We start from the raw sequence: 23,995 nt of genomic DNA on the forward strand, positions 1-23,995 counted from the left end.
GATAGAGTTTTGCCATGTCACTCATCGGATACGCTCGCGTAAGCACCGCAGACCAGTCTCTCGACCTCCAGATCGATGCCCTCGAAGCTGCTGGCTGCACCAAAATCTTTCGCGAGAAGAAAGCGGGGTCCGGCGTTGATCGCCCCGAGCTGAAAGCCTGCATGGAATACCTTCGTGAGGGCGACACCTTGGCCGTGTACAAACTTGATCGCTTGGGTCGGTCGCTCTCGCACCTGCTGGGCGTCATCGAGGCTCTAAATGCTGGTGGCATCCAGTTCAAGTCAATCTCTGACGCGCTGGACACCACTTCCCCGAGCGGCAAGCTTATGTTCTCTGTGGTTGGATCGTTTGCACAGTTTGAGAAAGAGCTGAATCGCGAGAGGACCATGGCAGGACTCGTGTCTGCTCGCGAGCGTGGCCGTATGGGGGGACGCCCCAAGGCTGTTGATGCTGAGATCGGTGCTCAGATCGTTTCCATGCGTGAAGCGAAGCGCACGGTCGTTTCAATCGCAAAGGAGCTGGGGGTAGGGGAAGCCACCGTGTACCGGCACATGAAGACCCATCGTGAAGCTCAGGCTCTCGCAACTGCATAGCTGGCATCGGTACTAACGACTCAATCCACAAAGGGTACTCACTATCTGAGTATCCTTTCCTTTTGCCCAGTCCCATCAGGGAGATTAGGGATCGCGCAGCCATTTCGATGACGCAGGGCACATGGAAATGTTGGGGCATACGGAAAGGTTGCTTGAGCGCCGGATGCATGAGTAGACACCGGTAGAATCGCCCCATGACATCTATGGGGGATTCCAAGCCAGCGCCAGCCAAGAAGAAATCGCTGTTCCGCTTTCGGAACGTCATGTTGTTCTTTGTCGTTTTCATCGTCGCGATGACCGTTTACTCGATGGTGCGAGGGGACGACACTGAGTCAAAGGCCACAGCCGCTAAGACTTCAGCCGCCGCAGAGATTGACAGTGTGGATGCGTCCACCATCGCGATGGTGAAGGATGCTTGTACTGCCCAATTGGCTGCCGTTGCTGGCAATTCAGGCCGGGAGATCGCCAACGTCAAGCCCAAGCCCTATACCGTTACTTCCGTGGATTTCACAGGAGCTGTCAAGAAAGTTGACCTCGGATACGACAGGATGGGCTACGAGGTGAGCGTGACTTGGGTTGCAACCACCCCTGCGGGGGATGACCTCTCTCACTCTCAGGTTTGCCAATACAGGGAATTGCAAAAAGACGCGACCATGCTCAACCGCTAGAATTGCCCGATGATATCTATGGGGGACACCAAGCCGGAGCCCAAAAAGAAGGGCATCTTCCGCTACCGCAACATCATGTTGGTGCTGATCGCATTCATCGTCGTGGGGAGTATCGCCACCCCGATTCTGGAAGGCCAGCGAGAAGAGAAGGCTGAGGCAGCATCCTCCGCCGCACCCATTGAATACGGCAAGGTGGATGACATCACCGCTGCCAAAGTCAGGCAGGCGTGCGAGGACCGGATCAATGAGTTGCATACCCAAGGCCAACTCCAAGTTGACCGTATGTTCTGGTCCGGCAGCGTCAATAAAGTTGACGCATTGAAGGGCAAGATTAGTTACAATATCGACTTCACTATTGAGAATGCTGACGGCACGACGATCGACAAGACTTGCTACGTGATCAATGACTTTTCAAGCGTAGAAGTCAAGCGCAAGACCTCTTAATCCACAAAGAACTCCCACCGGCCAACGAAGGTTAGTGGGGAGTTCTTTGTGTGTAGTGGGTTGGATACCTAGTTCTTAGGCTCGCTTGCTAGCCACGGCACAAAGCGCTTCAGGATTTCATCTGCCTGCGGCAGCGCCATGAGCCGCGTGATGCCAGCAAATACCGCTAGGGCGGTACTGGCAGCACCTGTTGCGCTTTCAGCGGGGACATCGAAGAGTGCGCTATGCATGAGACAGCAGCTCTCGCAGCCTGAACGAACTGGATCAGCTCTAGCAACGTCATGCCGGCCTTGGGGTCCTGAACGAGGTGAGTGACCGTTGTCTTGGTCGTCTTCACAGGACTCCTTCAGCTAGTTTTAGCGTCACTTCGTCAATTCGATGGTCATAACGTTTGTATTGTCATACGCAACCGATAGCCTTGCCGAATCGCACGCAGAACTATTGGGGGTCACCGTGAAATCACCGACCAAAGTCGTATCCGCACTATCTCTAGTCGCGGCAATTGCGCTCGCGGGCTGTTCAAGCGGTGGTGGAGCTACTGATCATGCAGCGGGTGCGGGTGCGGGTGCAGGTGCAGGCGCTCCCACTGCGACTAAGGCTCACTGGCTTGAACAGACCTTCTCCTGCAAGATCGATGCGATCCGTAACTGGGGGCTAGCAATCGGCAATGAGAAAGGTGTCGTCCTTGGCGTGCAGCCTGTCACCCTGACTATTGGCGGAGGGCGGTACAAAACTCAGCAGGTATCCAAGACCGGCGCACTAAGAATCACCGAGGGCGCTTACAAGATTCAGAATGGTGAGCTATCAATCGCCAATGAAACTTGGACCGAGGACGGTCAAGACCAACTGCCGTCGATTGACGGTTACAAGCTCCAAGCAACTTGGGCGGGAATCCCTGCTGACCTTCCGGCATTCTCCAACGTCAACGCGGTAAATGCGGACGGTAGCTTCAGCAGCATACAGTTCGGGCTAGAAGCTACGGAGAGTGGATTCGTGCTCACGGTGGGCGAAGCTGAGAAGATTACCTGCTTGGCGCAGGGATAGGGAGCAACCGTGCAGCCATCGCTGAGCCATCGCCTTGCATCGATCACACTCGCAGCCGCAATCCTTGGAGCTGGGGGTATTGCGCTCGCAGACCCGGCATCAGCGGCCATCGCTTGCCCTCCCGGCTTCATCGCATCAGTGGCTGGTAACGGCGCCGAGTTCTGCGTCGTCTACAACGGTGCTGGAGTTGGTGGCGGCGGTGGCGGCACTGTCGGTGGCGGTTCGGATAACACTGTCGCTCAGCCCGGAGTTGTTCAGCCACCCGCTCCTCAGCAGCCAGCAGTCCAGCCGCCCGCATATGTACCACCAGCGCCAGTGGCTCTCTATGTACCTCCCGCAGTTCCAGTAGCCCCTCAGGCCCCCGCGTATGTGCCGCCTGCACCCGTAGCGCAGCACATCGCTCCCGACCAGCAGTATGTAGCGCCTGAGCCTGTCGCAGAAGCTCCTGTTGTCGAAGCTCCCGAACCCGTCACCGATGCAGCACCCGCAGCTCCTAAGCCCGAGACCAAGCCATCACTCACACCCTCAACAACCAAGGCATCTCCCACGCAAACCCCTACACCCGCCGCAGGCGCTCAGCATGAGATCAACATGATCCACGATGACGAAGTTGAGGAAGTGGCCGTAGTCGAAGGCGAGAGCTGGGGGATTGGCTGGAGCTTGGTGTGGAGTGCAGTAGGACTGCTGGTGGTGGCTGTGGCTGGTGGTGTCTTCTACTGGATCAAGAAGCGGAAGGCTGCCCTACAAGCGATGTGACACGGTAGCCGCGTCGTGGTCGCACGGTGACCGGGGCGGTTCAAGAGCTATTTTTCAGAGCGCACCCTCAGCGAGGAACGGCGTAATGCCAGCATCAACTGCGTCAGCGATCACACGGAGCCGCGCAACAGCTTGGCGATGAAAGTCCATGGCTTCGGACTGATGAGCGAAGTCATGAAAGGTGGAAAGTTTGTGGCCTCGAACGTCACGGCCATCGACGTACACGCCAAAGATTTCATCACCTGCGTACTTTCCCTCGCCATCCCAGACGGTAAGGACAGACAGTCCGCCGACGTGATCATGAGCGATGGTCGTGCCTTCGGGGTCAACTATGTCCCGCCACGTCTTAGTATCGATGGGGAGTCCCTGCTTATCTACGTAGACCGTCAAAGCCATCCTCCAGCCAATGCCGGTGCACATCCAGCAGTCGCTGCTTCGCGCTCTAAAGCTGCAACAGGGATCGCAATCTCATGGATGCACGCTGGGCAGTCAACGACCTTGTGGTTGCTGCTGGACAGATGCTGCGGGGCGTAAGCGACGACGACCTCAGCCAGTGTCGAACTGATCTGATGAATGGCCGAAGTGAAGTCTGTGTTGCTAGCTCCGGGGTGCATGCGGTTCGCTGACTCCACTTCACGAAGCACCGCTTGGGCAATCGCCCGACCTATGTTCTTCGGAACTTCACCGCCGAGAGCAGGGCGGTAACCACCCAATTTAACTACTGCCGAACGCCTTTGCTTCCCCAATTTCGTCATGATGGCACAGTACCAGAGTGAATTATTATTCGCCCGTGATGAATACTATTCGTCGCTGCCCCGGCGCCCCTTCGGACCAAGGGCTGAGCAACATTCTGAGTTCTGGATGAATCTGAACTCAGAATGTTGCGATACTGCTGGGCGTGGATACTCATTCAAATGGATGCCCATTCATGGAGGAAAGGGGAGGTAGGCAGTGCGCTTACCCGCCATATAGGGGGTAAGAGGCGTTGCGCAGAACCCGGGGGACCGCTTTGCTCTGGCATGATTGCAATTGAACAAGAAGTTCACAAAATTGGGGGCATAGTGAGGGTTTGTCGGTTTTCAATTTGGAACCATAATCGGATACAGGACGCGACTATCGAGGTGGGGCGTCATCTGGTGATTGTCGGCCCTAACGACGTTGGAAAGTCATCCATCCTTCGTTGTCTAGATCTGGCACTGGGCAGTTCTACGGGTGCTTTGTATCAGAAGCTGACCATCGCGGACTTCCGAGATACACGTCAGCCCCTGACGATTGAAGTAGTCCTTACGGGCATTTCAATGGTGGACCGAGAGCTGTTTCCGGACGAGATAAACGTTGACCCTCAAACAAGCGCGGAGACGCTGCGAGTCCGGCTTGACGTGGAAGCTGACGACCTTGGAACGCTGAGCATCCGACGCACCGCCCCTGACGGTGCAACCGGACGTCAGATTTCACGCGATCAACTGCTTGGGTTGGGATGGACAACATTGAGTGCGACACAGACTTCGTTCCGGGACTTTCGCGATGAAAAGAACCCGTCTGTAGCGTCGATACTCGCTTCAGTGGATCTCGGTGAAGAAGCAGTCATATTCAAGGACATCTCAGAATCGATGCAGTCTCAGTTGGACGACTCCATTATTCTCAGAGATCTTAGAACGAGAATTTCCGGGCAACTGTCGAAAGCCTTGCCTGCGAAGCTTGAACACGGTGACTTGAGTTTTGTCTCGAATGCCTCATCCGATCCGTTCGCTGAAGTACGTCTCCAGTTCAAGTCGGCAGATGGCGTCCGAACTTTCTCCGAGATGTCGGACGGGTCCAGAGCCCTGTACGCCATGGCGCTATTTGACTTGGTTGCATCGTCTGCGTCGATCGTTGCAATTGATGAGCCAGAAGTTCACCTTCACCCCGCCAGCCAGCGGAGCCTTGCCCGACTATTAGAGTCAGGGCAAACCCAGAAGATCATCGCAACGCATTCGCCGGACGTAGTCGCTATGTTCGCGGTTGACGAGATACTTGTCGTCAAGCCGGGGGGCAAGATGGTACAGGCTAAACGCGGAGTATTTAGCAACGACGAAAGTATGAAACTTCGTTGGTGGGTCCCCAATAAGCTTAAGCCGTTGACGGCACGGAAAGTCGTCATTGTTGAGGGCATCTCAGATGACGTAATTCTTAGAAAAGTAGGAGAGTTAACCGCAAGATCCATTGAACAGCTCGGGGTGACATCCTTGCCGCTGGGCGGAGGCGGTGAAGTCAAACCAGTGTTCAAGTTGTTCGGCCCCAACGGATTCGACATCGACATGGCCATTCTGATCGACCGAGACGCGGTGGGGGCTACAGAGTTGCACACCAGCACCACAGAGGCTGATTTCGGAACTCAGTCAATCTTCGTTTCAGAACCAGATCTGGAAGGAGAATATGTGCGTGCAATCGGCAGTGAAGTGTTGTACAAGGCGCTTTGTGATTCCGCTCTCTTCAGTAAAGGACGTCTGAGTTCGCTTGCCATGGTCGCAGGAACGGCCTTCCCTTCAGACTATGACCTGTCGGCATTCTGTCGTCTGAGGGGCAACAAAGTGGACTCCGCTCTAGTTGCTTCGCAAGTCTTGACGCCAGAGACAGCTGCGAAAGTCCACAGTGTCCACCGACTGCTTGATGATCTTGTCTCGGTGGGCGATGCTTAGCCCCACACCGGATCAGCAAGCAATACGTGATGCTGAAAATCTCAACATGCTGATCATCGCGCCTGCTGGCTGCGGAAAAACTGAAGCTTTGGCCTTGAGAATTGCGGGGCTCATTCAGCGTGATCAGATTAAGCGACCCAAGCGAATCTTGGTAACCACTTTCTCAAAGAAAGCACGAGACAACATCGGCGATCGACTCGCTGAATATGTTTCAGGTCCGGTGCTCCGTGATCGGATCACAACTACCAACTTTCATGGACTGGCGGCGAGACTCATCCGTTCCCACGGCAACGTAGTAGGACTCTCTCCTGAGGTCGTCTTACCAGATGGTGATTGGGTAGGTGAGCAATGCAGGCTGCAGAATCTGTCCCGGCAGCGGTCGGGGTTCATTGCTTCGACTTTGCGAGACCTAAAACTGCATGCACTGAACGACAGCGAGATCAAGTCTGGTCTTGAGTTGGTAGGGGACGAAACTCTCATTGCTATCGAGGCGCTCCGGATTCGCGAAAATCGGCTAACCTACGATGATCTTCTCAGATACGCAGAGCTTATCTTGATGAATCCCATGGTCGCGCAGATCTACAGTCAGCACTTCGGCGCCGTGATAGTGGACGAATTTCAAGATCTCACTCCACAGCAGCTTCGCGTTATTTCGGCGATCGGCAAACGAAGAACTACTTTTGCCGGGGATCTGGCCCAAGGCATCTACTCTTTCACAGGGGCAAGACCTCTAGAAGTTCTTTCGGCTATTCGCGCTGAGGAACCCGAAGAAAGGGTCTTTACAACGTCACATCGATCTTCGCCAGCCGTACTCGCCATGGTCAACTCACTTTCGCCTGTCACCGGCGGCGAGCAGCTACACGCCGCCGACGCTGAAAAGTGGTTCCTTGGAGGACTAGGCGGCTTGGTTGATTGTGAAACAAATGATGCGGAAGCAAATTGGGTGGTCGGGTTCTGCAAGTTCGTTCTTGGACAGTCGGGCACGCAAAGAATAGGCGTCCTAAGCAGAAGCGCACCTCGACGATCCGCAGTTGACGACGCCATTTCTTCCAGCGGGCTACCGTGGTTCCGGTGGGATGACCCAATTCTGGAAAAAGACGTGGCGAGGGAGCTTCGTGGTGCGCTCGCGGCCTTCGACGTTGCCCTCTGGGAGTCGGCTGTTGACCAGCGAACTTACCTCCGATCTTTGTTGAGCACAGAGGTGACTGATGACCCCGACACTGCCGCGAGCTTGTTGGGAGGCATCGACTGGATACAAGACCAACTAAGTCAAGACACAGACATGTCGAAGATCAGAGAGCGTGTGCGAGCAACGGACAAAAATTCACTACTTGGTGCGCCCGGAGTCCATCTTCTCAGCGGTCACGCTGGAAAGGGTCAACAGTTTGATTGGGTGTGTGTCGTAGGTTTCGAACAAGGCTCCATTCCATCTAGCAAAGCAGAGAGTCTTGAGTCGTGGCATGAGGAAGCTAGGGTATTCTCCGTAATGATTTCACGGGCACGTCACGGTGCAGTCGTTCTCGGGGCATCAAAAGTCCGGATGCCGTGGGGTACTGTACACAAGTCCGAGCCCTCTTCCTTCCGTTCGTATCTTCAAGAATCCAAATCACTTCGATACAACGATGACGTCGTCCAGTGGTTGAGGGAGGCCGACTGGTCAGTGATTTCATCCACATGATGCGAACCAACTATCCTACGGTCGTCCCTGCGCACGGATTCACATCCAGCCATTCAGTTTGATGATGCGGTCCATGACCTCAGCGGTCGAAGTTCCCAGAACTTCGGTGTTTCCGTTGGGCGATTCTTGCTGATGGCGAGGCATCGAGTTCCGCATCCTTTCTCCCGTCACTTGGTCCACCGCAAAGAGTGGCCGCGACGAAAAAGACTCTAAAAGAGCTTTAGTCCGGTCTGAATCCTGTGCGCGGATCTCGTACTCGGCGTCGGGATATGGAGTGAAACCACGGACGCTCCACATGCTCCCGACGTTGAGTGATTGATCAGCCCATAACGGGGCGACAATTTCCTGCCTGCCCTTGTCGCCGCAAAGATATCGTGATGCGCGGCGGAAACTCTCGACGGGGTTTTCGGGATCGCTGTATTTTCGCGAGACGTGAACAACCTCGTCGTCCGGAAGCCAGTTCGGAAGGCCTAGACGTTCCCGCCATAGGCGTCGCACGGTGTCGTCGGCACCGGTAGGAAGCATCATCACATCGTGGAAGTGAGGTGCGTTGTGCCCCGTCACCTTGAACTCGAGAGCGGATAGGGTATATGCCTCTTTGTTGAAGTTCGGGACAGCGTAACGCCTGCGCGAGCCCAATTGCCTGAGCAAGGCCTTGTGTTGGGCATGAAATGAAGCTGGCGTCGGTGCGAAATTGAGCCAGTTGACCGAAGGAAGTTTCAACGTCACCAGACAAGACTCATATCCCATCAGAGCTGCAGAAGTCACATAGTCGTCGATATTTGAATTCTCAAATGCATGCCACTTTCTCAGTCGCGACTCCCTAGATAGACGAAGCGGACCCTTGGCTGCCATGCGAACTTTGGGGTACTCCACAGGGTTCAATCGTCGGTACACGGTCCTAAGCCTGCGACGGTTCCCCAGTATTCTTCCAACGATCTCATTCGGATCTGTAATAGCAAGACTGGAAATGGTTTGTTTGGTAGTGCGGGTACGAGGTTGGGGCTCAAATTCGAGGCTGGAACTTTCCCTGTCCGGCAGAGAGCTCAGTTTTCTGTGGTCACCGAACTCGTTCCAACTCAATACAATATGATCGCGATCGCTGGTACTGCTGAGATGACTCGGCATCTCGGTTTGCCGTGATTCTGCATTTTGAAGGTCCATGGGACTCCGCTTCCTTCGAAGCAGCGCCCGGACGCTACAGGGTACGACTATCCATGTCATGGGTAGCGGTTCGCCGGTTAGCGCCTTGAAATTGTATGAGTTCGCACTGATTCACCTTACGGTCACTCCGGGAAGTAATCCGGCACTCTTGGTTTTCCCTGTCTGTTGGGCCATCACCCCTGCTGGAGGTAGCGTTCCACATTGCAGGTCTTGTAAAAATAGCCGAATTGCCCAGATGCTGGGGTTCAGTTTTTTGGTCTTTCGCGGCAAGCGAACTGTGGTTGACCTCAACAGACAATCTCCGTAACTCGGTTCATTGAACTATTCGTCATAAATTCACGATCCAACGGCTTCGTTGAAGTGGCGAATCCGTAATCACTTGGGAGCCCAGCGATGGCCGATCGCCACTTAGGTTCCCTCATGCCGATCAATCGCCTGATTTTCTGATCGTTCCACGACCACACAATAGGTCGAGTGACTCACGCTTCTGGGTCTGGGTTACAAAATCGCTACCCATCTATAAAGTCTCCTTTGCGGATGCGGCACTTCCTGACGGGAGCCGCCTCCACGTGGTCATACCGGACATCACAAAAACGCACTGGGCCGTCAATATTCGCAAATTTACTGCCCGTGCGAGCCGCCTTGACCACCTAGTGGAGTTGGGCTCACTGACTCCGCAGGCTGCCCGCTTCCTGGGAGCGGCCGTGAGCAGCGGGCTGAACATTCTGGTTTCAGGGGCCACGCAGGCCGGTAAGACCACCATGCTCAACTGCCTGGCTGCTGGCATTGGCTCTCGTGAGCGGGTAGTGACAGTAGAAGAAATATTTGAACTCAAACTTCCCTTGCGTGACGTGGTTGGTCTGCAGTGCCGCCAACCAAATCTCGAGGGTATGGGCGAAATTCCGCTAAGACGCCTCGTCAAGGAAGCACTCCGCATGCGTCCCGACAGGCTGATTGTGGGGGAGGTCCGTGAGGCTGAGAGCCTGGATATGCTGATTGCCTTAAATAGTGGCTTACCAGGCATGGCAAGCGTCCACGCCAACTCGGCCCACGACGCCGTCGTCAAGATTTGCACGCTGCCATTGCTCGCCGGGGAGAACATCACCGCGGCTTTCGTAGTACCCACTGTCGCCGCGTGCATCGACCTCGTGGTCCATTGTGTCAGGGCGCCGAATGGTCGTCGCAGCGTGGGCGAAATCCTCGCATTGGGGCGCCGTGTTGAAAACGGCATCATTGAATCCGGGCTCATATTCAGTACAGTCAACGGAAGGCTCACCGCCTCAGAAACAGCCATGCCAACTCCTGACAAGTTCGCGGCGGCAGGCTACAACGTTGCGACGCTCATGGGTGAACGCTGATGTCGGCCGTCGTGGGGCTCCTTGCCGGGATGGGCTTGTTCCTTGTCTGGAATGCCTGCTGGAGTGAACCGGGGCGTCAGACGCGTACGGGTCGGCGCAGCGCCCTCGAGCGGCTGCTGCAGAGGGCTGGAGTACCTCAAATCTCGCCCACGTCATTGATGCTCAGCTCTGCAGGGTTGGCGTTGCTCATGGCCTTGTTGGTTTTAGTCGTCACGGCAGCACCGGCCATTGCAGTCTGTTTTGGCATGTTCAGCGGCTACCTGCCCATCGCGCTGCTCAACATGAGAGCACGGCGCCGCTCCGCAGCTATGCGTGAGATCTGGCCTGATGTTGTGGACCACTTGCGCTCAGCAATTCGAGCCGGTTTATCCCTCCCGGAAGCCTTGGCCCAACTGGGCACTAAGGGACCTGTGCAACTTCGGGAGGAGTTTGAGGCATTCGGAGCTGATTACAGGGCAACGGGCCACTTTGAGGGAGCCTTGCAAAAGCTCAAGGGAGCCCTTTCCGACCCTGTAGCTGATCGGATCATCGAGGCCCTGCGCCTCACCCGCGATGTTGGCGGAACTGATTTGGGCAGGCTCCTTGGCACGCTTTCGGAATTCCTACGTGACCATGCCCGCACTCGAAGCGAATTGGAGGCACGACAATCATGGACGGTCAGCGCCGCCAGGCTGGCAGTGGCCGCGCCGTGGATAGTGCTCATGCTTATGGCCACGCGCCCCGAAGCCATCGGTGCCTACAACTCGCCGGCGGGTTGGGCCGTTCTTGGCGGGGGACTGGTGATTTCCCTGGTGTGCTATCGGTTGATGCTACGCATCGGGGCACTTCCCGAGGAACAGCGGGTGCTGCAATGAATACTCATGCCGCCGTGGTCATGGGGCTTGGAATCCTGCTGGGTTCGGGCTTGTGGCTGACGTTTGTCAGGCTTCCGGCAATGCGCAAGACCAGCTTTGTTCAGCGGGTAGAACCTCAACTGCGATCTGTCGGCAGCAGGTCCAAACTATTAGACGCCGATGATTCGAGCACGCTCTTTGGCCCGTTGGAGAAGATCTTCCGGCTTTTCGTCTCGGACGCCGTCCATAAACTGGGCCGGTTCAACATCAGCGTCCACGGACTCAATGCCCGGCTCGAGCAGGCAGGCAGAACCGAGACGGCCCTGGAGTTCCGTGCAATTCAGTTGCTGTGGGCAGGAGCAGGCCTCGCGGTGGGTGCCTTGATTTCGCTCCTCCTGCTGTGGCGGGGCAACATCAACATCATGGGTGGGGTGGCTCTAACCCTTGGCCCCATGGTGTTCGGCTACCTCTTTTACGATTATGCTCTCGGCGCCCGCATCAAGAAGCGCCAGTCTCGTATGATTGCCGAGTTTCCAGCGCTTGCCGAACTCATGGCTTTGGCCGTCGGAGCCGGTGAAAGTGCTGCAAGCGCTCTAGACCGTGTGGCGCGGTCATCCAATGGTGTGCTCTCTGCCGAGTTCGGGAAGGTTCTGGCGCAGACCAGAGCCGGCACGCCCCTGATCGAAGCATTGAACCAGTTCTCCGCGCGAGTCAATGTTGCTGCGCTGTCCCGCTTTGTGGACGGCATCAGTGTGGCCGTGAATCGCGGGACTCCGCTTGCCGAGGTGCTCAGGGCACAAGCCCAGGACGTCCGCGATGTTGCCAAACGCGAACTCATGGAGGCGGCAGGTCGCAAGGAAATCACCATGATGATTCCCTTGATCTTCGGAGTTCTTCCACTCACAGTTGTCTTCGCAGTCTTTCCCGGCTTGGCCATGCTGCAGATGGGCTTCTAGATGGCTACTGCCTCGGGCTTGAATCGTAAGTCGTCAGACAAATTCATGCAGCACCACACGAAGGAAGTGTCTCATGCAGATCATGGACAAAATGGTTGGACTTGCAATTGCCCTACTCATCACCTCACGGCAACGGCTGGCCCGCATAAGAAAGGGCTTGGCCACACGATTTCCGGCACTGTTTCCTGCAACGGAGAACTCTCGAGGGGACGTTCCTGGCTGGGTTCTCATCACACTCATGAGCGCCGTCCTGGTGGCCGGCTTGCTCGCCATCGCCGGTCCCGCTCTGGAGAGACTGTTCAATCAGGCCATGGAGCAGGTTCAACCCTAAATAATGCATCACGCGCCTCCCGGCCTTTGCGCCAAGGTGAGGACGGGGCAGCGGTGGTGGACTTCGTCTTGGTGGGTGCACTCGTCACGCTCATCTTCGTGGCCCTGATTCAACTGACCCTGGCCCTGCACGTGCGCAACACCGTGGCGGACGCCGCATCATCGGCAGCCAGATACGGGGCTCTGGGGGACCGGAGCGCGGACGACGCCAGAGAACGGGCAGCGATGCTGGTCGGCGCGGCGTTGGGACAGGACTACGTCGAAGAGATTTCAGTCAACGTGGAGACTCGCGACGGATTGAACGTACTAAGCGTTTCCATCACGGCTCCCATTCCACTACTTGGCCTATTTGGACCGCCACACACCCTTGAAATGACCGGGCATGCAGTTATTACCAACTGAGCCGTCCCAAACTGCCTACGGGCCACGTGGTGAGAGCCCTGGCCTGGAAGCGCAGGAAGGTAGCGCAATTGTTGAATTCATCTTCCTGGCCGTCCTGCTCATGGTGCCCGTCGTCTACCTCATCCTGACCGTAGGCCAGATGCAGGGCGGCGCATATGCGGTTGTGGGAGCCTCGGATCAAGCGGCCAAGGTATTCGTGCTGCACAGCGACCTTGGCCTGGCCCAACAAGCTGCCGAAGAAGCCGTCCACATGGCTATGGAGGACATGGGGTTTGACCCAGAGAATGCACAATTGACCATTAGCTGCGACGGCGGATGCTTCACGGCCGGCAGCACAGTCCGCGCTTCAGTGACATTGCGGGTCGAACTACCAGTAGTTGGTGCAGTGCCCGGCGTCAACGCCACCGCGGCCACGGTGGATTCAACCTCCACACAAAAAGTAGGACGATTCAAGTGACCCGCCGCAGGATGTCATTCCCCACTGCGCCGAAAAGAGTTCCCCAGGGGAGCCGGAACCCTGGCGAACAGGGGCACGTCATGGTGCTGTTGATCGGCTACGTACTCATTGTCCTTCTCATCATCACAGTGGTTGCCGCCGCCGGCAGCACTTACCTGGGCCACAAAAAACTACTGTCCATGGCCGACGGCGCCGCGCTCGCAGCCGCTGATACCTTCGAACTCAGTGGTGGCAGCACCAGCACCGACCCGGGTACCCTGCTGACCAGCCAAGGAGTGCTCGCGGCAACGCAGACCTATCTGAACGGCACGGAAACTCCTACAGGATTGAGCGGCATCGTCATTGATTCGGGAACTGGCGCCAGCGATGGACATACGGCGCAGGTGAGTCTATCCGCCGTCGTTCATCCGCTGTTTATCAACTTCCTCGTTCCCGCAGGCATCAACATCGGTGTCAGCAGCACAGCCCGGGCGAACCTGCTCCTATGACGGCATAACCCAGCAGCGACGCCACGACGGCCGTGCATGCCGTAGGCTTGAATATCATGGCAGAGACAGACTTTCCCGCAGAAATCCGGGCCCTACGCGCAACCTACACCTCGATCGAGCAAGTCTCCGAGGTGGAGAAACTCATCGAAAACATCGAAGATTTGTCAGACCAGGCCGGCTCGCCGAATCTTTGGGATGACCCGGCTGCCGCCCAGAAGGTAACGTCAAAGCTCAGCCACGCCCAGTCAAAGCTGGAAAAGCTGCGCAAGCTCGAGGCTCGGATCGACGACCTCGAGGTGCTGGTGGAAATGGCTCAGGAAGAGGGCGACTCCGAATCCCTCGCCGAAGCTGCCAAAGAACTCACTGCACTGCAGAAGTCTTTGCAGGATCTGGAAATCGTCACTCTGCTGGCGGGCGAATACGACGAACGTGAAGCCGTCATCACCATTCGTTCAGGAGCCGGTGGCGTGGATGCCGCGGACTTCGCGCAGATGCTGCTGCGTATGTACCTCCGCTGGGCCGAACGCCACGGCTACCCGACCGCCGTGTTGGATACTTCGTACGCTGAAGAAGCCGGCTTGAAGTCCGCAACCTTCGAAGTCAAAGCACCCTATGCATTTGGCACGCTCAGCGTTGAGGCAGGCACGCACCGTCTGGTTCGCATCAGCCCCTTCGACAATCAGGGACGTCGCCAAACTTCCTTCGCCGCCGTTGAAGTCATTCCACTGATTGAATCAACTGACAGCATTGAGATCCCCGACAACGAGATCCGCGTGGACGTGTTCAGGTCTTCGGGCCCCGGTGGCCAATCGGTGAACACCACGGACTCGGCAGTGCGTCTAACCCACCTTCCAACAGGCACCGTGGTGTCCATGCAGAATGAAAAATCGCAGATCCAAAACCGCGCCGCCGCCATGCGTGTGCTGCAATCGCGCCTCTTGCTGCTGAAGAAGGCCGAGGAGGACGCCCAAAAGAAGGCCATGGCCGGAGACGTCAAGGCTTCGTGGGGAGATCAAATGCGGTCGTACGTCCTGAACCCGTATCAAATGGTCAAGGACCTGCGCACGGAGCATGAAGTAGGCAACGCGGGCGCCGTGCTTGATGGTGAGATCGATGACTTCATCGACGCCGGAATTCGGTGGCGTGCAGACAACAGGAACGCCGAGAAGGCATAGCCGCACTCCGGACCCGACGCCCTTCCCACTCAGGGATAGAGACGGCGGCCCCGGCCATTGTGCGGATTCACAGTAATCATCCAGTATCGACACACCGCCCGGGAATCGGCAATCGCCCGACTCGACGCCTATAGTCAATATGCTGGCGGTTTCTTCCCCCGAGCCTCTGCCCGGCCGCCAGCATGCCAGCACTCTTCGCTGGCCGGGCAATGAAAAAGTCATGATTCGTTTTGAAAATGTGAGCATTGCTTACGATCGCAAATCCAAGCCTGCGCTGGACAATGTTTCCTTGGATGTGCAGCGCGGCGAGTTCGTGTTCCTGGTGGGCTCTTCGGGGTCCGGTAAGTCCACCTTGCTGCGACTTGTGTTGCGTGAGTACAAGACCCCGCACGGGCAGGTCTACGTTGCGGGGCAGAATGTGGCCAACGTGCCCAGCTGGCGCGTGCCCAAGTTCCGCCGCGGCATTGGGGTGGTCTTCCAGGACTTCCGGCTCATCCAAACCAAGACGGTCTTCGCAAACGTCGCCTACGCCATGCAGGTATTGGGGAAATCCCGTGCAGCTATTCGCGCCGAGGTTCCCCGCGTACTTGAACTCGTTGGCCTTGAGGACAAGGGCCACCGCAAGCCCACCGAACTTTCCGGCGGTGAGCAACAGCGTGTGGCAATTGCCCGCGCCATTGTGAACCAGCCCGGCATCCTGCTGGCCGATGAGCCCACAGGCAACCTGGATCCCACCACCAGTGCCGGCATCATGGAGATCTTGGACAAGATCAACCAAAACGGCACCACCGTTGTCATGGCCACGCACGACGACGACATCGTCAACTCCATGCGCAAGCGCGTCATTGAGCTCCGCCACGGCAAGGTGGTCCGCGATGAGGTCAAGGCTCAATACACCTCGATGATGCCGATCATTCCGGCGGCAGGCGAGGCGGCCGCCGTCGAGCCTTCCGAGAAGAACGACGCCGAGCCCCAGACCCGCCGTCAGCGCATCGTCAGTGCCACCCAGGCAAGCGACGCCGCTGAAGAGGAGTCCATGCCCCCACGGCTTGAACGCAGGCGTGGGCAGCTGCCGGCCGATGATGCGGCGCCAGCTCAGAAGATTGACGGCTTGAAGAACATGAATGAGGACCAAAAGTGAGACTTGCTTTCATTATGAGCGAGTTGGGCAGCGGCCTTCGCCGCAACCTGACAATGGTCATTTCGGTGATCCTGGTGACCTTTGTGTCGCTGACCTTCGTTGGCACGGCTGGGCTGTTGCAAATGCAGATCGGCCAGCTGAAGGGTTTTTGGTACGACAAAGTTCAGGTCACCATTTACCTGTGCAACGATGTGCCAGCCAACACCAACTGCATCTCCGGCCCTGTCACCGAGGATCAAAAGAAGGACATCGAGGGCATGCTGGAATCTGCAGCCGTCAAGCCCTACATCGAGACCTGGTCCTTTGAGAGCCAGGAAGAGGCCCTGGGCCACTTCCAGGAGCAGTTCGCAAACTCGCCCATGGTCGATTCCGTGGAGGCAGCCAATCTGCCGTCGTCGTTCCGCATTAAGCTGACCGATCCGGAAAAATACCAGATCATCAACGAGACGTTCTCTGCCACGCCGGGTGTTGACTCGGTGGTCGATCAACGCAAGGTGCTTGAGAAATTGTTCTCATGGATGAACATCGCCACCTACGTCGCGATTGCCGTGGCCGGGTTGATGACAGTCTGTGCTGCCCTGCTGATTGCCACCACCATCAGACTTTCGGCACAATCACGCACCCGGGAGATTGAGATCATGCGCCTGGTGGGTGCGTCTCGGACGGTGATCCAGCTGCCCTTTGTGCTCGAGGGTGTCATTGCGGCAACTATCGGCGCCCTGCTGGCCTCGGGCGCGGTGTGGTCCATTGTGCAATTCTTCATGGGTGGGTACCTGGCCGAGGCCAACTCGGGGACACCATTTATCTCCACGACAGACGCGTTCAAGATTTACCCTGTGTTGATACTCCTCGGAGTGGTTCTGGCAGGAGTATCATCAGCCGTATCCTTGCGGAAAAACCTTAAAGTGTAAGGTTAAGGTTGACGCTATTGCGTGAAGGTCTCAAGTAACCACTGCCACCAAGCTAATGTGCGTGTATTTTGGCGGCAATTTTCAAGGAGCTATTAGGCATGAATTCGAAATCAAGCGGGGGAATTAGAGTTGTGAATTCTCCCCCACTTGGGCGCAGCATGCCCAGCACCGTGGCCTTTCAGCGATCGTTGACAAAGGCTCGGCGACCCGTTGCCCGCCGGTTGACGGCTGCCGTAACGGTGCTCGTGGCTCTCGGATTGCTCGGACTGGTACCTCCGGCTCAGGCTGACGACCTCAATGACAAGGCTGCCGCGCTGGCGCAGCAAGCCCAGGATGTTCAGACGTCACTTGAATTCGTCGACTCCGGCATTGCCAAGTCAGCCGCTGACCTGGTCACGTACCAGGGGCAGCTGCCGGGTGCACAAGCAGCCCTGAGCGATGCGCAGAATCGCGTCAGCGCGGCAACCGGAGTGGTCACCTCGCTTGCTGCCCGGATTGACTTGGCTCAGCAAAGCAAGGACAAGATCACGGCACAGATCGCCGCGGATGCCGAAAAGGCAACGGCGACCAAGGCCATGATTGGGCAGATCGCTGCACAGTCGTACAAAGCCGGTGGCCTGCCCGTAAACCTCACCCTGATTCTGGGTGCTGGCTCCACGAGCGATCTTGCGAACTCGATTGATCTTGCCGAACAGGCACTGCGCAGCCAAACCGCTGCACTTGAGGCACTGACGGCTCAAAAAGCCACGAATCAAAACGCACAGGCTCGTTTGGTTGCCGTTGAAGCGGAAATCAAGGACCTAAAGCAGCAGGCCGACGCCGCGTTGGTCGCTGAGCAGGTGGCTCGCGATGAGGCTGCCTCAAAGAAAGCCACCGTCGATAAGCTCATTAGCGACTCCGCAGCATTGAACGCCAAACTTGAGGCGGAGAAGCCGCGTATTCAGGCGCAGTTGAAGCAGGTTCAGGTGCAGCAGGCATCAGTGAGCGCCCAGATTGCAGAAATTCAGCGCAAGGAAAGAGAAGCTGCGGAGGCCGCGGCCAAAGCTGAGGCCGAACGTATTGCCCGCGAACAAGCCGCTGCCAATAACAACGGTGGGGGCGGCGGCGGATACGTCCCACCGCCGTACGTGCCGCCGGCTGTTGGTGACGTCTCGGCTTTTGGTCTTCAGCATCCCTTCGCGGCAAACGTTCCCATCACTTCTCCATTCGTGCGGAACCGCCCGGTTCCCCCGGGCACGGCCGATTTCAATGGCACCGGCTACTATGACCACACCGGCATCGACTTCGGGGCGGCCTGTGGCACGCCAGTCTATGCACCGGCCGACGGCACAGTCCGGTTGGCCGGTCAAACCACCGTTGTGTGGGGTGGCGGCAATGTGTTGTGGATTAGTCATGGCGTTGTCCAGGGAAATGCGCTAATGACCGTTTTCTATCACAACTCATCTGTTTTGGTCCGTGAAGGCCAGAGCGTCAAACGCGGCCAGTTGGTTGCCTACTCGGGCAACACCGGCAACTCGACCGGCTGCCACGCTCACTTTGAGACATGGCTCAATGGAACGCCCGTTGACCCGATGTTGCTGCTCTAATCAATTGCTAAACTTGGGGCTTGCACCGTGGATTATCCGCGGTGCAAGCCCGTAGTTATTTTTACAACCGCGGCCGTCAACGGTGCTGCGGCCATTTCAAACATGAGGGAGCCAGCTGTGCCCAAGGAAAGTGGCCTGAAGGTAGTGGCCACCAATCGCAAGGCCCGGCATGATTATCACATCATGGATACTTTCGAGGCCGGGTTGGTTTTGATGGGTACCGAGGTGAAGTCCCTCCGTGAGGGCAGGGCATCCCTCGTCGACGGCTTTGCCACCTTCTACAACGATGAGCTGTGGTTGGAATCGGTTTATATCCCCGAGTATTTGAACGGCAGCTGGACGAATCACACGGCAAGACGCCGTCGTAAGCTTTTGCTGCACCGCGAGGAGCTCGAGAAGATCGATCGCAAGACTCGCGAGTCCGGCTTCACGATTGTGCCCCTGCAGCTGTATTTCAAGGACAGCCGCGCCAAGGTCGAAATCGCCATTGCCCGCGGTAAGAAGGATTACGACAAGCGCCAGTCACTGCGTGAAAAACAGGACAACCGTGAAGCCCTGCGTGACATGCGGGCCAAGAATCGCGGCGGCGGAGAATAAGGACTCCTCCCGCGGTGCAACGTGAGCCTGTTGTTGTGGGCGCATGAGGAGAGGTAGGAAGTGGTTCCGATGAACGGTAAGCGCTGGTGGATGGTTGGCGCCGTTGTTGCTGCCCTTGCCCTCGTGGCGGCCATGGTTGCCTTGTTCCTTACCGGCCGTGCTTCTGCACCCATGGCTACCGTGGGGCCTTCCTCGGCACCATCTCCAGGGCAGAGCACCACGGCGCTACCGCCTTCGAGCGCAAGCCCGGCTCCGGCGTCGTCCGCTCCTGCGCCGTCCGCCACCAGCACCAAGGGCGTGGCAGAGGCGAAGCTGGCCGAGCTTTCGTTGGAGCAAAAGGTTGGCCAGGTTCTCATGGTTTCCTCGCCCGTGACAGGAGCCGACGCCAATTCCTTGTATGCGCTGGACACCTTGATTGTCGGCAATGTGTTTGTCAAGGGTCGCAGCACCGCGGGCCAGAGCGCTATCGCCGGCCAAGTTTCCGCTCTGACAAGCCACATTTCAGGATCCAGGACCGCCGGCATTCTGCCTTTTGTGGCGACGGACCAGGAGGGCGGGCTGGTTCAGATCATGCAGGGCCCCGGCTTTGATGACATGCCACAAGCCATTGAACAGGGCCAACTCAGTGCCGCAGCTTTGCAGTCCCAAGCCACCGAATGGGGCAAACAACTCTCCGCAGTAGGCGTCAACGTCAACCTGGCGCCTGTCATGGATACGGTCCCCGGGGCTGGCTTTGCGCCGCAGAACGCTCCGATTGGCGCCTTTGGCAGGGAATATGGTTACACGCCGGCGGAGGTTTCAAGCCACGGAATCGCTTTTGCCAAGGGAATGCAGGCAGGCGGCATTGACCCAACGATCAAGCACTTTCCCGGGTTGGGGCGGGTCACTCAAAATACAGACGTCGAGGCCAGCGTGGTGGACGCGGTCACGGTTCGAAACGACGCTTATGTTGGGCCGTTCCGTGATGCCGTGAAGGCCGGAGCCCCGTGGCTGATGATCTCGAACGCGTCGTACCCCCAGATCGACCCCAAGAAGTTGGCGCCCTTCTCCCCAATAATTGTTCACGACATGGTGCGAGGCGACCTTGAGTTCAAGGGCATTATTGTCAGTGACGATATCTGCGACGCTGTTCAGGTAGCCGCCGTGCCGGTATCGGAGCGTGGAGTGCTCTTCCTCAAAGCAGGCGGAACGATGGCATTGTGCACCAATCAGGCGTTGCTTCCCCAGATGTATGCCGGGATGCTGAAAACCGCGCAGAACGATCCGGGATTTGCGGCCACACTTGACGCCGCTGCACTAGTGGTCCTGAAGATGAAAGTGGACCGAGGACTGGTCAACTAGCCGCTCGCCGTGGAATATTTCATGCGCCGGATGCGCTAGCATGGATAGACCACGTACGGTTTCGATTGGATGTGGGTTTGAAAAAACAATAGGGGATGATCGGTTTCGACGGTGTTAGTCGAGACAGGTGAAGCGGGTCGAGGATACAGGGTTAACTCGTAAACGATCTCTGTAAAACATAAGTGCTGAATCAAATCGCACTGACTTCGCTCTTGCTGCCTAAGCAGTAAGACAGTCCGTCAGCCCGGGAATGCTCTCGTCCCGGATCCTGGCGTCATTTAGAGGGCCACTGCTCTAAGTTCTTGTTGTAGGCGCTTAGGGGACTCTTATACAACTGGGCCTGGCAGCTACTTGTTTGCGAGATAGCTGGGGCCGAGAAAAACCGCTGCAAACTGCACCCGGAGAAGCCCTGACAACACAACATCGGACGGGAGTTCAATTCTCCCCATCTCCACATCCCTATTGGGACCTGTTCCCGGCCATTGCGGCGGGGAACAGGTCCTTTTTCTTTGCCCAAGGTACGGGTGCTTCGAAGACTGGAGGCGACACACCGCCTACGGCGCCGCAGGAGGCCCATGGGGGAGTTGCGATGGGGAAACGGCAGGGAGGCGCTGGAGGATTTCCTGGCACTCTCACAAGCCATTCGCCGGTGGGTGCCGTGCGGCAACGACTGGGTCATGAACCAGCTCAACGACCTTAAATAATTGAGTGGTGGGTCGGTAAAAACCGAGCCACCACTCACCCCCAAAGTTTTGTGTGCCACGGCGGGCAAACTTTGTTCACACATTCATAATTATGACAGAAACTAATGGAAAAGTGTATATGCCCATCTCCCTCGACCTGAAATATGCACGTTAGGTGCGTATATGTCCAAGGGCCGGGCGTCGCATAAAGGAAATCCACACCATCGCAAGTCCCGCGGCCACGCAGATGATGGAGCTGAAAGAGATGATCTTCATGAGGCTCGAACCATGAAGCGGCGAAAATTGCACAGGGATGGTCAAACAAACCAAGAGGAAGCCAAGGCTCATGAACGACGCCGCTGCCCGGTCCAACACCTGCCGCTGTGACATGGCTGCCTTAGCCGTAGGCACAACAAGGCACGCAGACACATACGCCATGTAGACGAACCCGAAACGCATGTAGTAGGTGACTGACGGCTGATCAAAAAAGCCCACTAATCCAGTGCTGGAACCGTGTAAATCCGAGAGGAAGTACGTGATCCAAATTCCAGCGGAACAGATTGCCAAGACAACTATCCCGACAGGGCCTCGAACGAGCCTCACAGCAGTGGCTGAATTGTAGGCCGCGGCGATCTTGCCCGAGATGAGGAAGAAGACCGAAAAGAGGCTGAGTCGAAGAATGACATTGGCAAAATTGTTGCCACCCAATAGGGCATCAACCGGCAAGTAGATGCCAGGGATGCTCAGGGCAACACACATGGATGCGGCCACAAATGACCAGAACAAGCCGCGGTTACGTCCCTTGAGCATGGCGGGAAAACGCCAAACCGAGCAAGCAACACAGACCAACAATGCCGTCCACTGCAAAATCATGCTCATCCCAGGTTCTCCCAAACACTTTGTGCGGCATCTGAATCATCTTCGGATCGTCGCAGGATGCGGCTCAAGGATTCAAGACGTTGGGCGGCCAAAGAAGCCAGGACGCTATTGGCTGTAGCTCGCAATGCGGCCGCCCTTGCCTCGGGTGCCCAGCCAGCCTCTGTCGGTGTGAGAAACCCTGTGGAAACCAGTCCGTTGGTCAGTCCGACGCCGGCAATCCGAGCGCTTTCTATGGCCAGTTCGGGAGTCAATCGGTTGGCGGAGATCTGTGCTGAAAGGTTTTGAGGAGCGATAGATGCTTGCCGGGCCACCTTCTGACGAAGGTCCGCGGTATCAACGGCATCCAGCCATGCCCGGACCGAGGAACGGTGCGGGGCAGGTGCCAGTTCAATTGGATCGGGTTTCACGCCGTGTTCGGCGGCAAGGTTGCGGTTGAGGATTTCCGTCAGAAGATTTGCATCGGAAATCTGACTCAACAATTCCGCGTCGCTGGGAGCCTTGACCCCTGCGGGAAGATCTTCAAAAGCCGGGAAATCCGCGAGTGACTGCACCACAGGCAAGTCCAGTGACCGGCTCACAGCGGCGACCGTGGCAAGTGAGACTCTTCCACGCACCAACTGCTGAGCCAGGGTTGAACGCTTTATTCCGGCAGCGCGGCACACTGCGGCATGGCTGGTATCGCCAGCCACTGCGTTGAGCCACTGTTGAAATAGTTTCGCCGGCACTGTCACGGCTAGAATCCTACTCGTTGGTGAACCGCCAACAAAAAAGTCGGGCGTTCGCTCGACTGCAGGCCTACATTGACCACTCTTAGGGATCGAGGGAATCAACTATCCCTCGGAAACGGCCACCAACGCCGTCGTACTCGCTTCGGCGCCAACCGGCGGGAGGGGTGGGAAGTTCGTCATTGTCGTGGAAATCGCAGATCACGTAAGTGAATTCAGGCCACCACTTCTTGGGCCGGGCCACCTCAAGGAAATCGCACAGGTAGCAGCGCAACTCGACCCAGACAGGTCGCTTGCCCGTGGCGTTTGCACGAGACTGCGCCAGCCATGACGGAGGGTTGGCATCGATGGCGGCCACCTCGGCGGCGCTCATGCGTGAAGGGATGCCGTTACGGACTGCCATCTCGGGCGGAATGTTAAGGGCCTGAGCCACTTGCCGACGATTGAGCGAAGCGTTTGAGGAAGAGTTGTTTGCCATGTTCTCTCAAGGATAAGGCGAAGGGATCGCGGTGGCGATTCGCGGCGTCGAAAATTCTCCAGAAGAGGGGCTCCCTTGCGGCAATAACCAGCCCGATCGGCCGTGAGAATGGCCACTTCTACGCGCCGCATCAAAGAAATCTTCAAAAAAAATCGCGAGAACTCAACAAATTTCAAAGTCATCCCCTATGCTGTGGGAAAACAACGGGGTAGTAAGGGTACGAATCAAGCCTGCAGGGGCTATGATAAGGCGCTGAAAGACCCAGCCAATACCACGAGCACTTCAGGAGTATGAAAACCGCATGGCAACGGATTACGACGCACCCCGCAACAAGGACGAAGACCACGAGACAGAGTCGCTTCAGGCGCTTCAGGTTCAGCGTGGCGGTGCTCAGACGGCGCACATTGACGTCGAAGATTCAGATACGGCCGAAGGCACTGACCTGCCGGGTGCTGACCTCTCTAACGAAGAGCTCATCATTCAGGTCATCCCGGCCCAGGACGATGAATTCACCTGTTCATCATGTTTCCTCGTCCGCCACCGCAGCCAGGTGGCACGCGAAAAGAACGGCCTGTTCTACTGCAAGGACTGTGAAGGCTAAATTACGGCTAGCGCTGTAGTAGCAATGCT

The 23,995-nt window shown here is 57.0% G+C and carries 26 protein-coding genes, 1 other RNA gene and 2 pseudogenes; 23 read left to right on the forward strand and 6 right to left on the reverse strand.

Translation table 11 applies throughout. From position 1 onward, the window contains the following. Positions 1-14: 14 nt before the first annotated feature. The 3 genes from BLV41_RS01020 (at position 15) to BLV41_RS01030 (ending at position 1,705) form a co-directional block, all read left to right on the forward strand. On the forward strand, positions 15-593 hold the full coding sequence (locus BLV41_RS01020; RefSeq protein WP_074709747.1) for a recombinase family protein: 579 nt from the start codon (positions 15-17) through the stop codon (positions 591-593). 194 nt (positions 594-787) lie between these two features. Further along, positions 788-1,261: a hypothetical protein gene (locus BLV41_RS01025; RefSeq protein ID WP_139244167.1), complete on the forward strand. Its 474-nt coding sequence runs from the start codon at positions 788-790 to the stop codon at positions 1,259-1,261. Positions 1,262-1,279: 18 nt separating this feature from the next. Beyond that, positions 1,280-1,705 carry a hypothetical protein gene (locus tag BLV41_RS01030; protein ID WP_074709752.1) on the forward strand — a complete coding sequence of 142 codons (426 nt, stop codon included), beginning with the start codon at positions 1,280-1,282 and terminating at the stop codon, positions 1,703-1,705. A gap of 68 nt (positions 1,706-1,773) precedes the next feature. Here the strand turns inward: BLV41_RS01030 and BLV41_RS21925 are convergent, their stop codons facing one another. Continuing rightward, entirely contained in the window at positions 1,774-1,935 is a 162-nt protein-coding gene (locus BLV41_RS21925) for a hypothetical protein (protein ID WP_170835397.1), read from the reverse strand. Between the two features lie 223 nt (positions 1,936-2,158). Here BLV41_RS21925 and BLV41_RS21520 point away from each other — a divergent pair, with 223 nt between their 5' ends. Beyond that, positions 2,159-2,749 (forward strand): hypothetical protein, encoded by a 591-nt coding sequence (locus tag BLV41_RS21520; RefSeq protein WP_139244168.1) that lies wholly within the window; start codon positions 2,159-2,161, stop codon positions 2,747-2,749. 9 nt (positions 2,750-2,758) lie between these two features. After that, on the forward strand, positions 2,759-3,505 hold the full coding sequence (locus BLV41_RS21525; RefSeq protein ID WP_139244169.1) for a hypothetical protein: 747 nt from the start codon (positions 2,759-2,761) through the stop codon (positions 3,503-3,505). A gap of 54 nt (positions 3,506-3,559) precedes the next feature. Here the strand turns inward: BLV41_RS21525 and BLV41_RS01040 are convergent, their stop codons facing one another. Then, the gene (locus tag BLV41_RS01040; protein ID WP_139244170.1) at positions 3,560-3,895 is read right to left on the reverse strand and encodes a hypothetical protein; all 336 of its coding nucleotides are present in this window, start codon (positions 3,893-3,895) and stop codon (positions 3,560-3,562) included. Between the two features lie 629 nt (positions 3,896-4,524). On the opposite strand from BLV41_RS01040, the gene BLV41_RS01045 reads away from it, so the two are divergent. Together BLV41_RS01045 and BLV41_RS01050 are read left to right on the forward strand one after the other, a co-directional pair. Continuing rightward, positions 4,525-6,183, forward strand: a complete 1,659-nt coding sequence (locus tag BLV41_RS01045; RefSeq protein WP_170835398.1) for an ATP-dependent nuclease — start codon at positions 4,525-4,527, stop codon at positions 6,181-6,183. Further along, positions 6,176-7,861 (forward strand): UvrD-helicase domain-containing protein, encoded by a 1,686-nt coding sequence (locus BLV41_RS01050; RefSeq protein WP_074709760.1) that lies wholly within the window; start codon positions 6,176-6,178, stop codon positions 7,859-7,861. The genes BLV41_RS01045 and BLV41_RS01050 overlap by 8 nt, the downstream gene beginning before the upstream one ends. A gap of 39 nt (positions 7,862-7,900) precedes the next feature. Here the strand turns inward: BLV41_RS01050 and BLV41_RS01055 are convergent, their stop codons facing one another. Beyond that, positions 7,901-9,025, reverse strand: coding sequence for a hypothetical protein (locus BLV41_RS01055; RefSeq protein WP_139244171.1), 1,125 nt, complete (start codon positions 9,023-9,025; stop codon positions 7,901-7,903). A 530-nt stretch (positions 9,026-9,555) separates the two neighbouring features. Here BLV41_RS01055 and BLV41_RS01060 point away from each other — a divergent pair. From BLV41_RS01060 to BLV41_RS22735, 15 genes and pseudogenes are all read left to right on the forward strand, one after another. Further along, positions 9,556-10,383 (forward strand): annotated as a pseudogene (locus BLV41_RS01060) (TadA family conjugal transfer-associated ATPase); the annotation flags it as partial. Further along, positions 10,383-11,237, forward strand: coding sequence for a type II secretion system F family protein (locus tag BLV41_RS01065; RefSeq protein WP_074709765.1), 855 nt, complete (start codon positions 10,383-10,385; stop codon positions 11,235-11,237). The pseudogene BLV41_RS01060 and the gene BLV41_RS01065, both read left to right, overlap by 1 nt. Next, positions 11,234-12,172, forward strand: a complete 939-nt coding sequence (locus BLV41_RS01070) for a type II secretion system F family protein (RefSeq protein WP_074709768.1) — start codon at positions 11,234-11,236, stop codon at positions 12,170-12,172. Before BLV41_RS01065 ends, BLV41_RS01070 begins: the two co-directional genes overlap by 4 nt. A 73-nt stretch (positions 12,173-12,245) precedes the next feature. Next, positions 12,246-12,503: a hypothetical protein gene (locus BLV41_RS21530; protein ID WP_244516679.1), complete on the forward strand. Its 258-nt coding sequence runs from the start codon at positions 12,246-12,248 to the stop codon at positions 12,501-12,503. A 53-nt stretch (positions 12,504-12,556) separates the two neighbouring features. Further along, a complete protein-coding gene (locus tag BLV41_RS21535; RefSeq protein ID WP_139244172.1) occupies positions 12,557-12,904 on the forward strand; it encodes a TadE family protein in 348 nt (115 codons plus the stop codon). Beyond that, positions 12,885-13,361: a hypothetical protein gene (locus BLV41_RS01085; protein ID WP_074709773.1), complete on the forward strand. Its 477-nt coding sequence runs from the start codon at positions 12,885-12,887 to the stop codon at positions 13,359-13,361. The genes BLV41_RS21535 and BLV41_RS01085 overlap by 20 nt, the downstream gene beginning before the upstream one ends. An 80-nt stretch (positions 13,362-13,441) precedes the next feature. Then, positions 13,442-13,849, forward strand: a complete 408-nt coding sequence (locus BLV41_RS01090; RefSeq protein WP_074709776.1) for a pilus assembly protein TadG-related protein — start codon at positions 13,442-13,444, stop codon at positions 13,847-13,849. Positions 13,850-13,905: 56 nt separating this feature from the next. Further along, positions 13,906-15,024 carry a peptide chain release factor 2 gene (gene prfB / locus BLV41_RS01095; RefSeq protein ID WP_074709778.1) on the forward strand — a complete coding sequence of 373 codons (1,119 nt, stop codon included), beginning with the start codon at positions 13,906-13,908 and terminating at the stop codon, positions 15,022-15,024. A 220-nt stretch (positions 15,025-15,244) separates the two neighbouring features. Beyond that, a pseudogene (ftsE, locus tag BLV41_RS01100) lies at positions 15,245-15,940 on the forward strand (cell division ATP-binding protein FtsE); the annotation flags it as partial. Between the two features lie 221 nt (positions 15,941-16,161). Beyond that, on the forward strand, positions 16,162-17,076 hold the full coding sequence (gene ftsX, locus BLV41_RS01105; RefSeq protein ID WP_044575170.1) for a permease-like cell division protein FtsX: 915 nt from the start codon (positions 16,162-16,164) through the stop codon (positions 17,074-17,076). Positions 17,077-17,234: 158 nt separating this feature from the next. Continuing rightward, on the forward strand, positions 17,235-18,662 hold the full coding sequence (locus BLV41_RS01110; RefSeq protein WP_074709781.1) for a peptidoglycan DD-metalloendopeptidase family protein: 1,428 nt from the start codon (positions 17,235-17,237) through the stop codon (positions 18,660-18,662). 117 nt (positions 18,663-18,779) lie between these two features. After that, positions 18,780-19,259 carry an SsrA-binding protein SmpB gene (gene smpB / locus BLV41_RS01115; RefSeq protein ID WP_044575257.1) on the forward strand — a complete coding sequence of 160 codons (480 nt, stop codon included), beginning with the start codon at positions 18,780-18,782 and terminating at the stop codon, positions 19,257-19,259. A 69-nt stretch (positions 19,260-19,328) separates the two neighbouring features. Then, positions 19,329-20,600, forward strand: coding sequence for a glycoside hydrolase family 3 N-terminal domain-containing protein (locus BLV41_RS01120; protein WP_074709784.1), 1,272 nt, complete (start codon positions 19,329-19,331; stop codon positions 20,598-20,600). A 91-nt stretch (positions 20,601-20,691) separates the two neighbouring features. Next, positions 20,692-21,057: a transfer-messenger RNA gene (gene ssrA / locus BLV41_RS01125) on the forward strand. Positions 21,058-21,175: 118 nt separating this feature from the next. Further along, positions 21,176-21,304 (forward strand): hypothetical protein, encoded by a 129-nt coding sequence (locus tag BLV41_RS22735; protein ID WP_280138569.1) that lies wholly within the window; start codon positions 21,176-21,178, stop codon positions 21,302-21,304. Between the two features lie 150 nt (positions 21,305-21,454). Here BLV41_RS22735 and BLV41_RS01130 read toward each other — a convergent pair whose 3' ends face one another. The 3 genes from BLV41_RS01130 to BLV41_RS01140 all read right to left on the reverse strand — a co-directional run bounded on the left by BLV41_RS01130 (position 21,455) and on the right by BLV41_RS01140 (position 23,365). Next, positions 21,455-22,162, reverse strand: a complete 708-nt coding sequence (locus BLV41_RS01130) for a hypothetical protein (RefSeq protein ID WP_139244173.1) — start codon at positions 22,160-22,162, stop codon at positions 21,455-21,457. Further along, positions 22,159-22,893, reverse strand: coding sequence for a hypothetical protein (locus BLV41_RS01135; RefSeq protein WP_074709790.1), 735 nt, complete (start codon positions 22,891-22,893; stop codon positions 22,159-22,161). The genes BLV41_RS01130 and BLV41_RS01135 overlap by 4 nt, the downstream gene beginning before the upstream one ends. A gap of 79 nt (positions 22,894-22,972) precedes the next feature. After that, on the reverse strand, positions 22,973-23,365 hold the full coding sequence (locus BLV41_RS01140; RefSeq protein WP_044575158.1) for a hypothetical protein: 393 nt from the start codon (positions 23,363-23,365) through the stop codon (positions 22,973-22,975). Between the two features lie 301 nt (positions 23,366-23,666). On the opposite strand from BLV41_RS01140, the gene BLV41_RS01145 reads away from it, so the two are divergent. Beyond that, positions 23,667-23,966: a DUF4193 domain-containing protein gene (locus BLV41_RS01145; protein ID WP_044575155.1), complete on the forward strand. Its 300-nt coding sequence runs from the start codon at positions 23,667-23,669 to the stop codon at positions 23,964-23,966. The last annotated feature ends 29 nt before the right edge of the window (positions 23,967-23,995 follow it).

It is taken from the genome of Arthrobacter alpinus (genome assembly GCF_900105965.1).
Classification (GTDB): domain Bacteria; phylum Actinomycetota; class Actinomycetes; order Actinomycetales; family Micrococcaceae; genus Specibacter; species Specibacter alpinus.

Excerpts from the sequence above, each read along its gene's own strand:
- BLV41_RS01085 (WP_074709773.1), top strand. The coding sequence starts at position 12,885 with ATGCAGTTATTACCAACTGAGCCGTCCCAAACTGCCTACGGGCCACGT.
- prfB (WP_074709778.1), top strand. The coding sequence starts at position 13,906 with ATGGCAGAGACAGACTTTCCCGCAGAAATCCGGGCCCTACGCGCAACC.
- BLV41_RS01055 (WP_139244171.1), bottom strand. The coding sequence starts at position 9,025 with ATGGACCTTCAAAATGCAGAATCACGGCAAACCGAGATGCCGAGTCAT.
- BLV41_RS22735 (WP_280138569.1), top strand. The coding sequence starts at position 21,176 with ATGGGGGAGTTGCGATGGGGAAACGGCAGGGAGGCGCTGGAGGATTTC.
- BLV41_RS01120 (WP_074709784.1), top strand. The coding sequence starts at position 19,329 with ATGAACGGTAAGCGCTGGTGGATGGTTGGCGCCGTTGTTGCTGCCCTT.
- BLV41_RS01030 (WP_074709752.1), top strand. The coding sequence starts at position 1,280 with ATGGGGGACACCAAGCCGGAGCCCAAAAAGAAGGGCATCTTCCGCTAC.
- BLV41_RS01090 (WP_074709776.1), top strand. The coding sequence starts at position 13,442 with ATGGTGCTGTTGATCGGCTACGTACTCATTGTCCTTCTCATCATCACA.
- BLV41_RS01130 (WP_139244173.1), bottom strand. The coding sequence starts at position 22,162 with ATGAGCATGATTTTGCAGTGGACGGCATTGTTGGTCTGTGTTGCTTGC.
- BLV41_RS01145 (WP_044575155.1), top strand. The coding sequence starts at position 23,667 with ATGGCAACGGATTACGACGCACCCCGCAACAAGGACGAAGACCACGAG.
- BLV41_RS01050 (WP_074709760.1), top strand. The coding sequence starts at position 6,176 with ATGCTTAGCCCCACACCGGATCAGCAAGCAATACGTGATGCTGAAAAT.
- BLV41_RS01140 (WP_044575158.1), bottom strand. The coding sequence starts at position 23,365 with ATGGCAAACAACTCTTCCTCAAACGCTTCGCTCAATCGTCGGCAAGTG.
- BLV41_RS01025 (WP_139244167.1), top strand. The coding sequence starts at position 788 with ATGACATCTATGGGGGATTCCAAGCCAGCGCCAGCCAAGAAGAAATCG.
- BLV41_RS21925 (WP_170835397.1), bottom strand. The coding sequence starts at position 1,935 with ATGCATAGCGCACTCTTCGATGTCCCCGCTGAAAGCGCAACAGGTGCT.
- BLV41_RS01045 (WP_170835398.1), top strand. The coding sequence starts at position 4,525 with ATGATTGCAATTGAACAAGAAGTTCACAAAATTGGGGGCATAGTGAGG.
- BLV41_RS01065 (WP_074709765.1), top strand. The coding sequence starts at position 10,383 with ATGTCGGCCGTCGTGGGGCTCCTTGCCGGGATGGGCTTGTTCCTTGTC.
- BLV41_RS01110 (WP_074709781.1), top strand. The coding sequence starts at position 17,235 with ATGCCCAGCACCGTGGCCTTTCAGCGATCGTTGACAAAGGCTCGGCGA.
- BLV41_RS21530 (WP_244516679.1), top strand. The coding sequence starts at position 12,246 with ATGCAGATCATGGACAAAATGGTTGGACTTGCAATTGCCCTACTCATC.
- BLV41_RS01020 (WP_074709747.1), top strand. The coding sequence starts at position 15 with ATGTCACTCATCGGATACGCTCGCGTAAGCACCGCAGACCAGTCTCTC.
- BLV41_RS01070 (WP_074709768.1), top strand. The coding sequence starts at position 11,234 with ATGAATACTCATGCCGCCGTGGTCATGGGGCTTGGAATCCTGCTGGGT.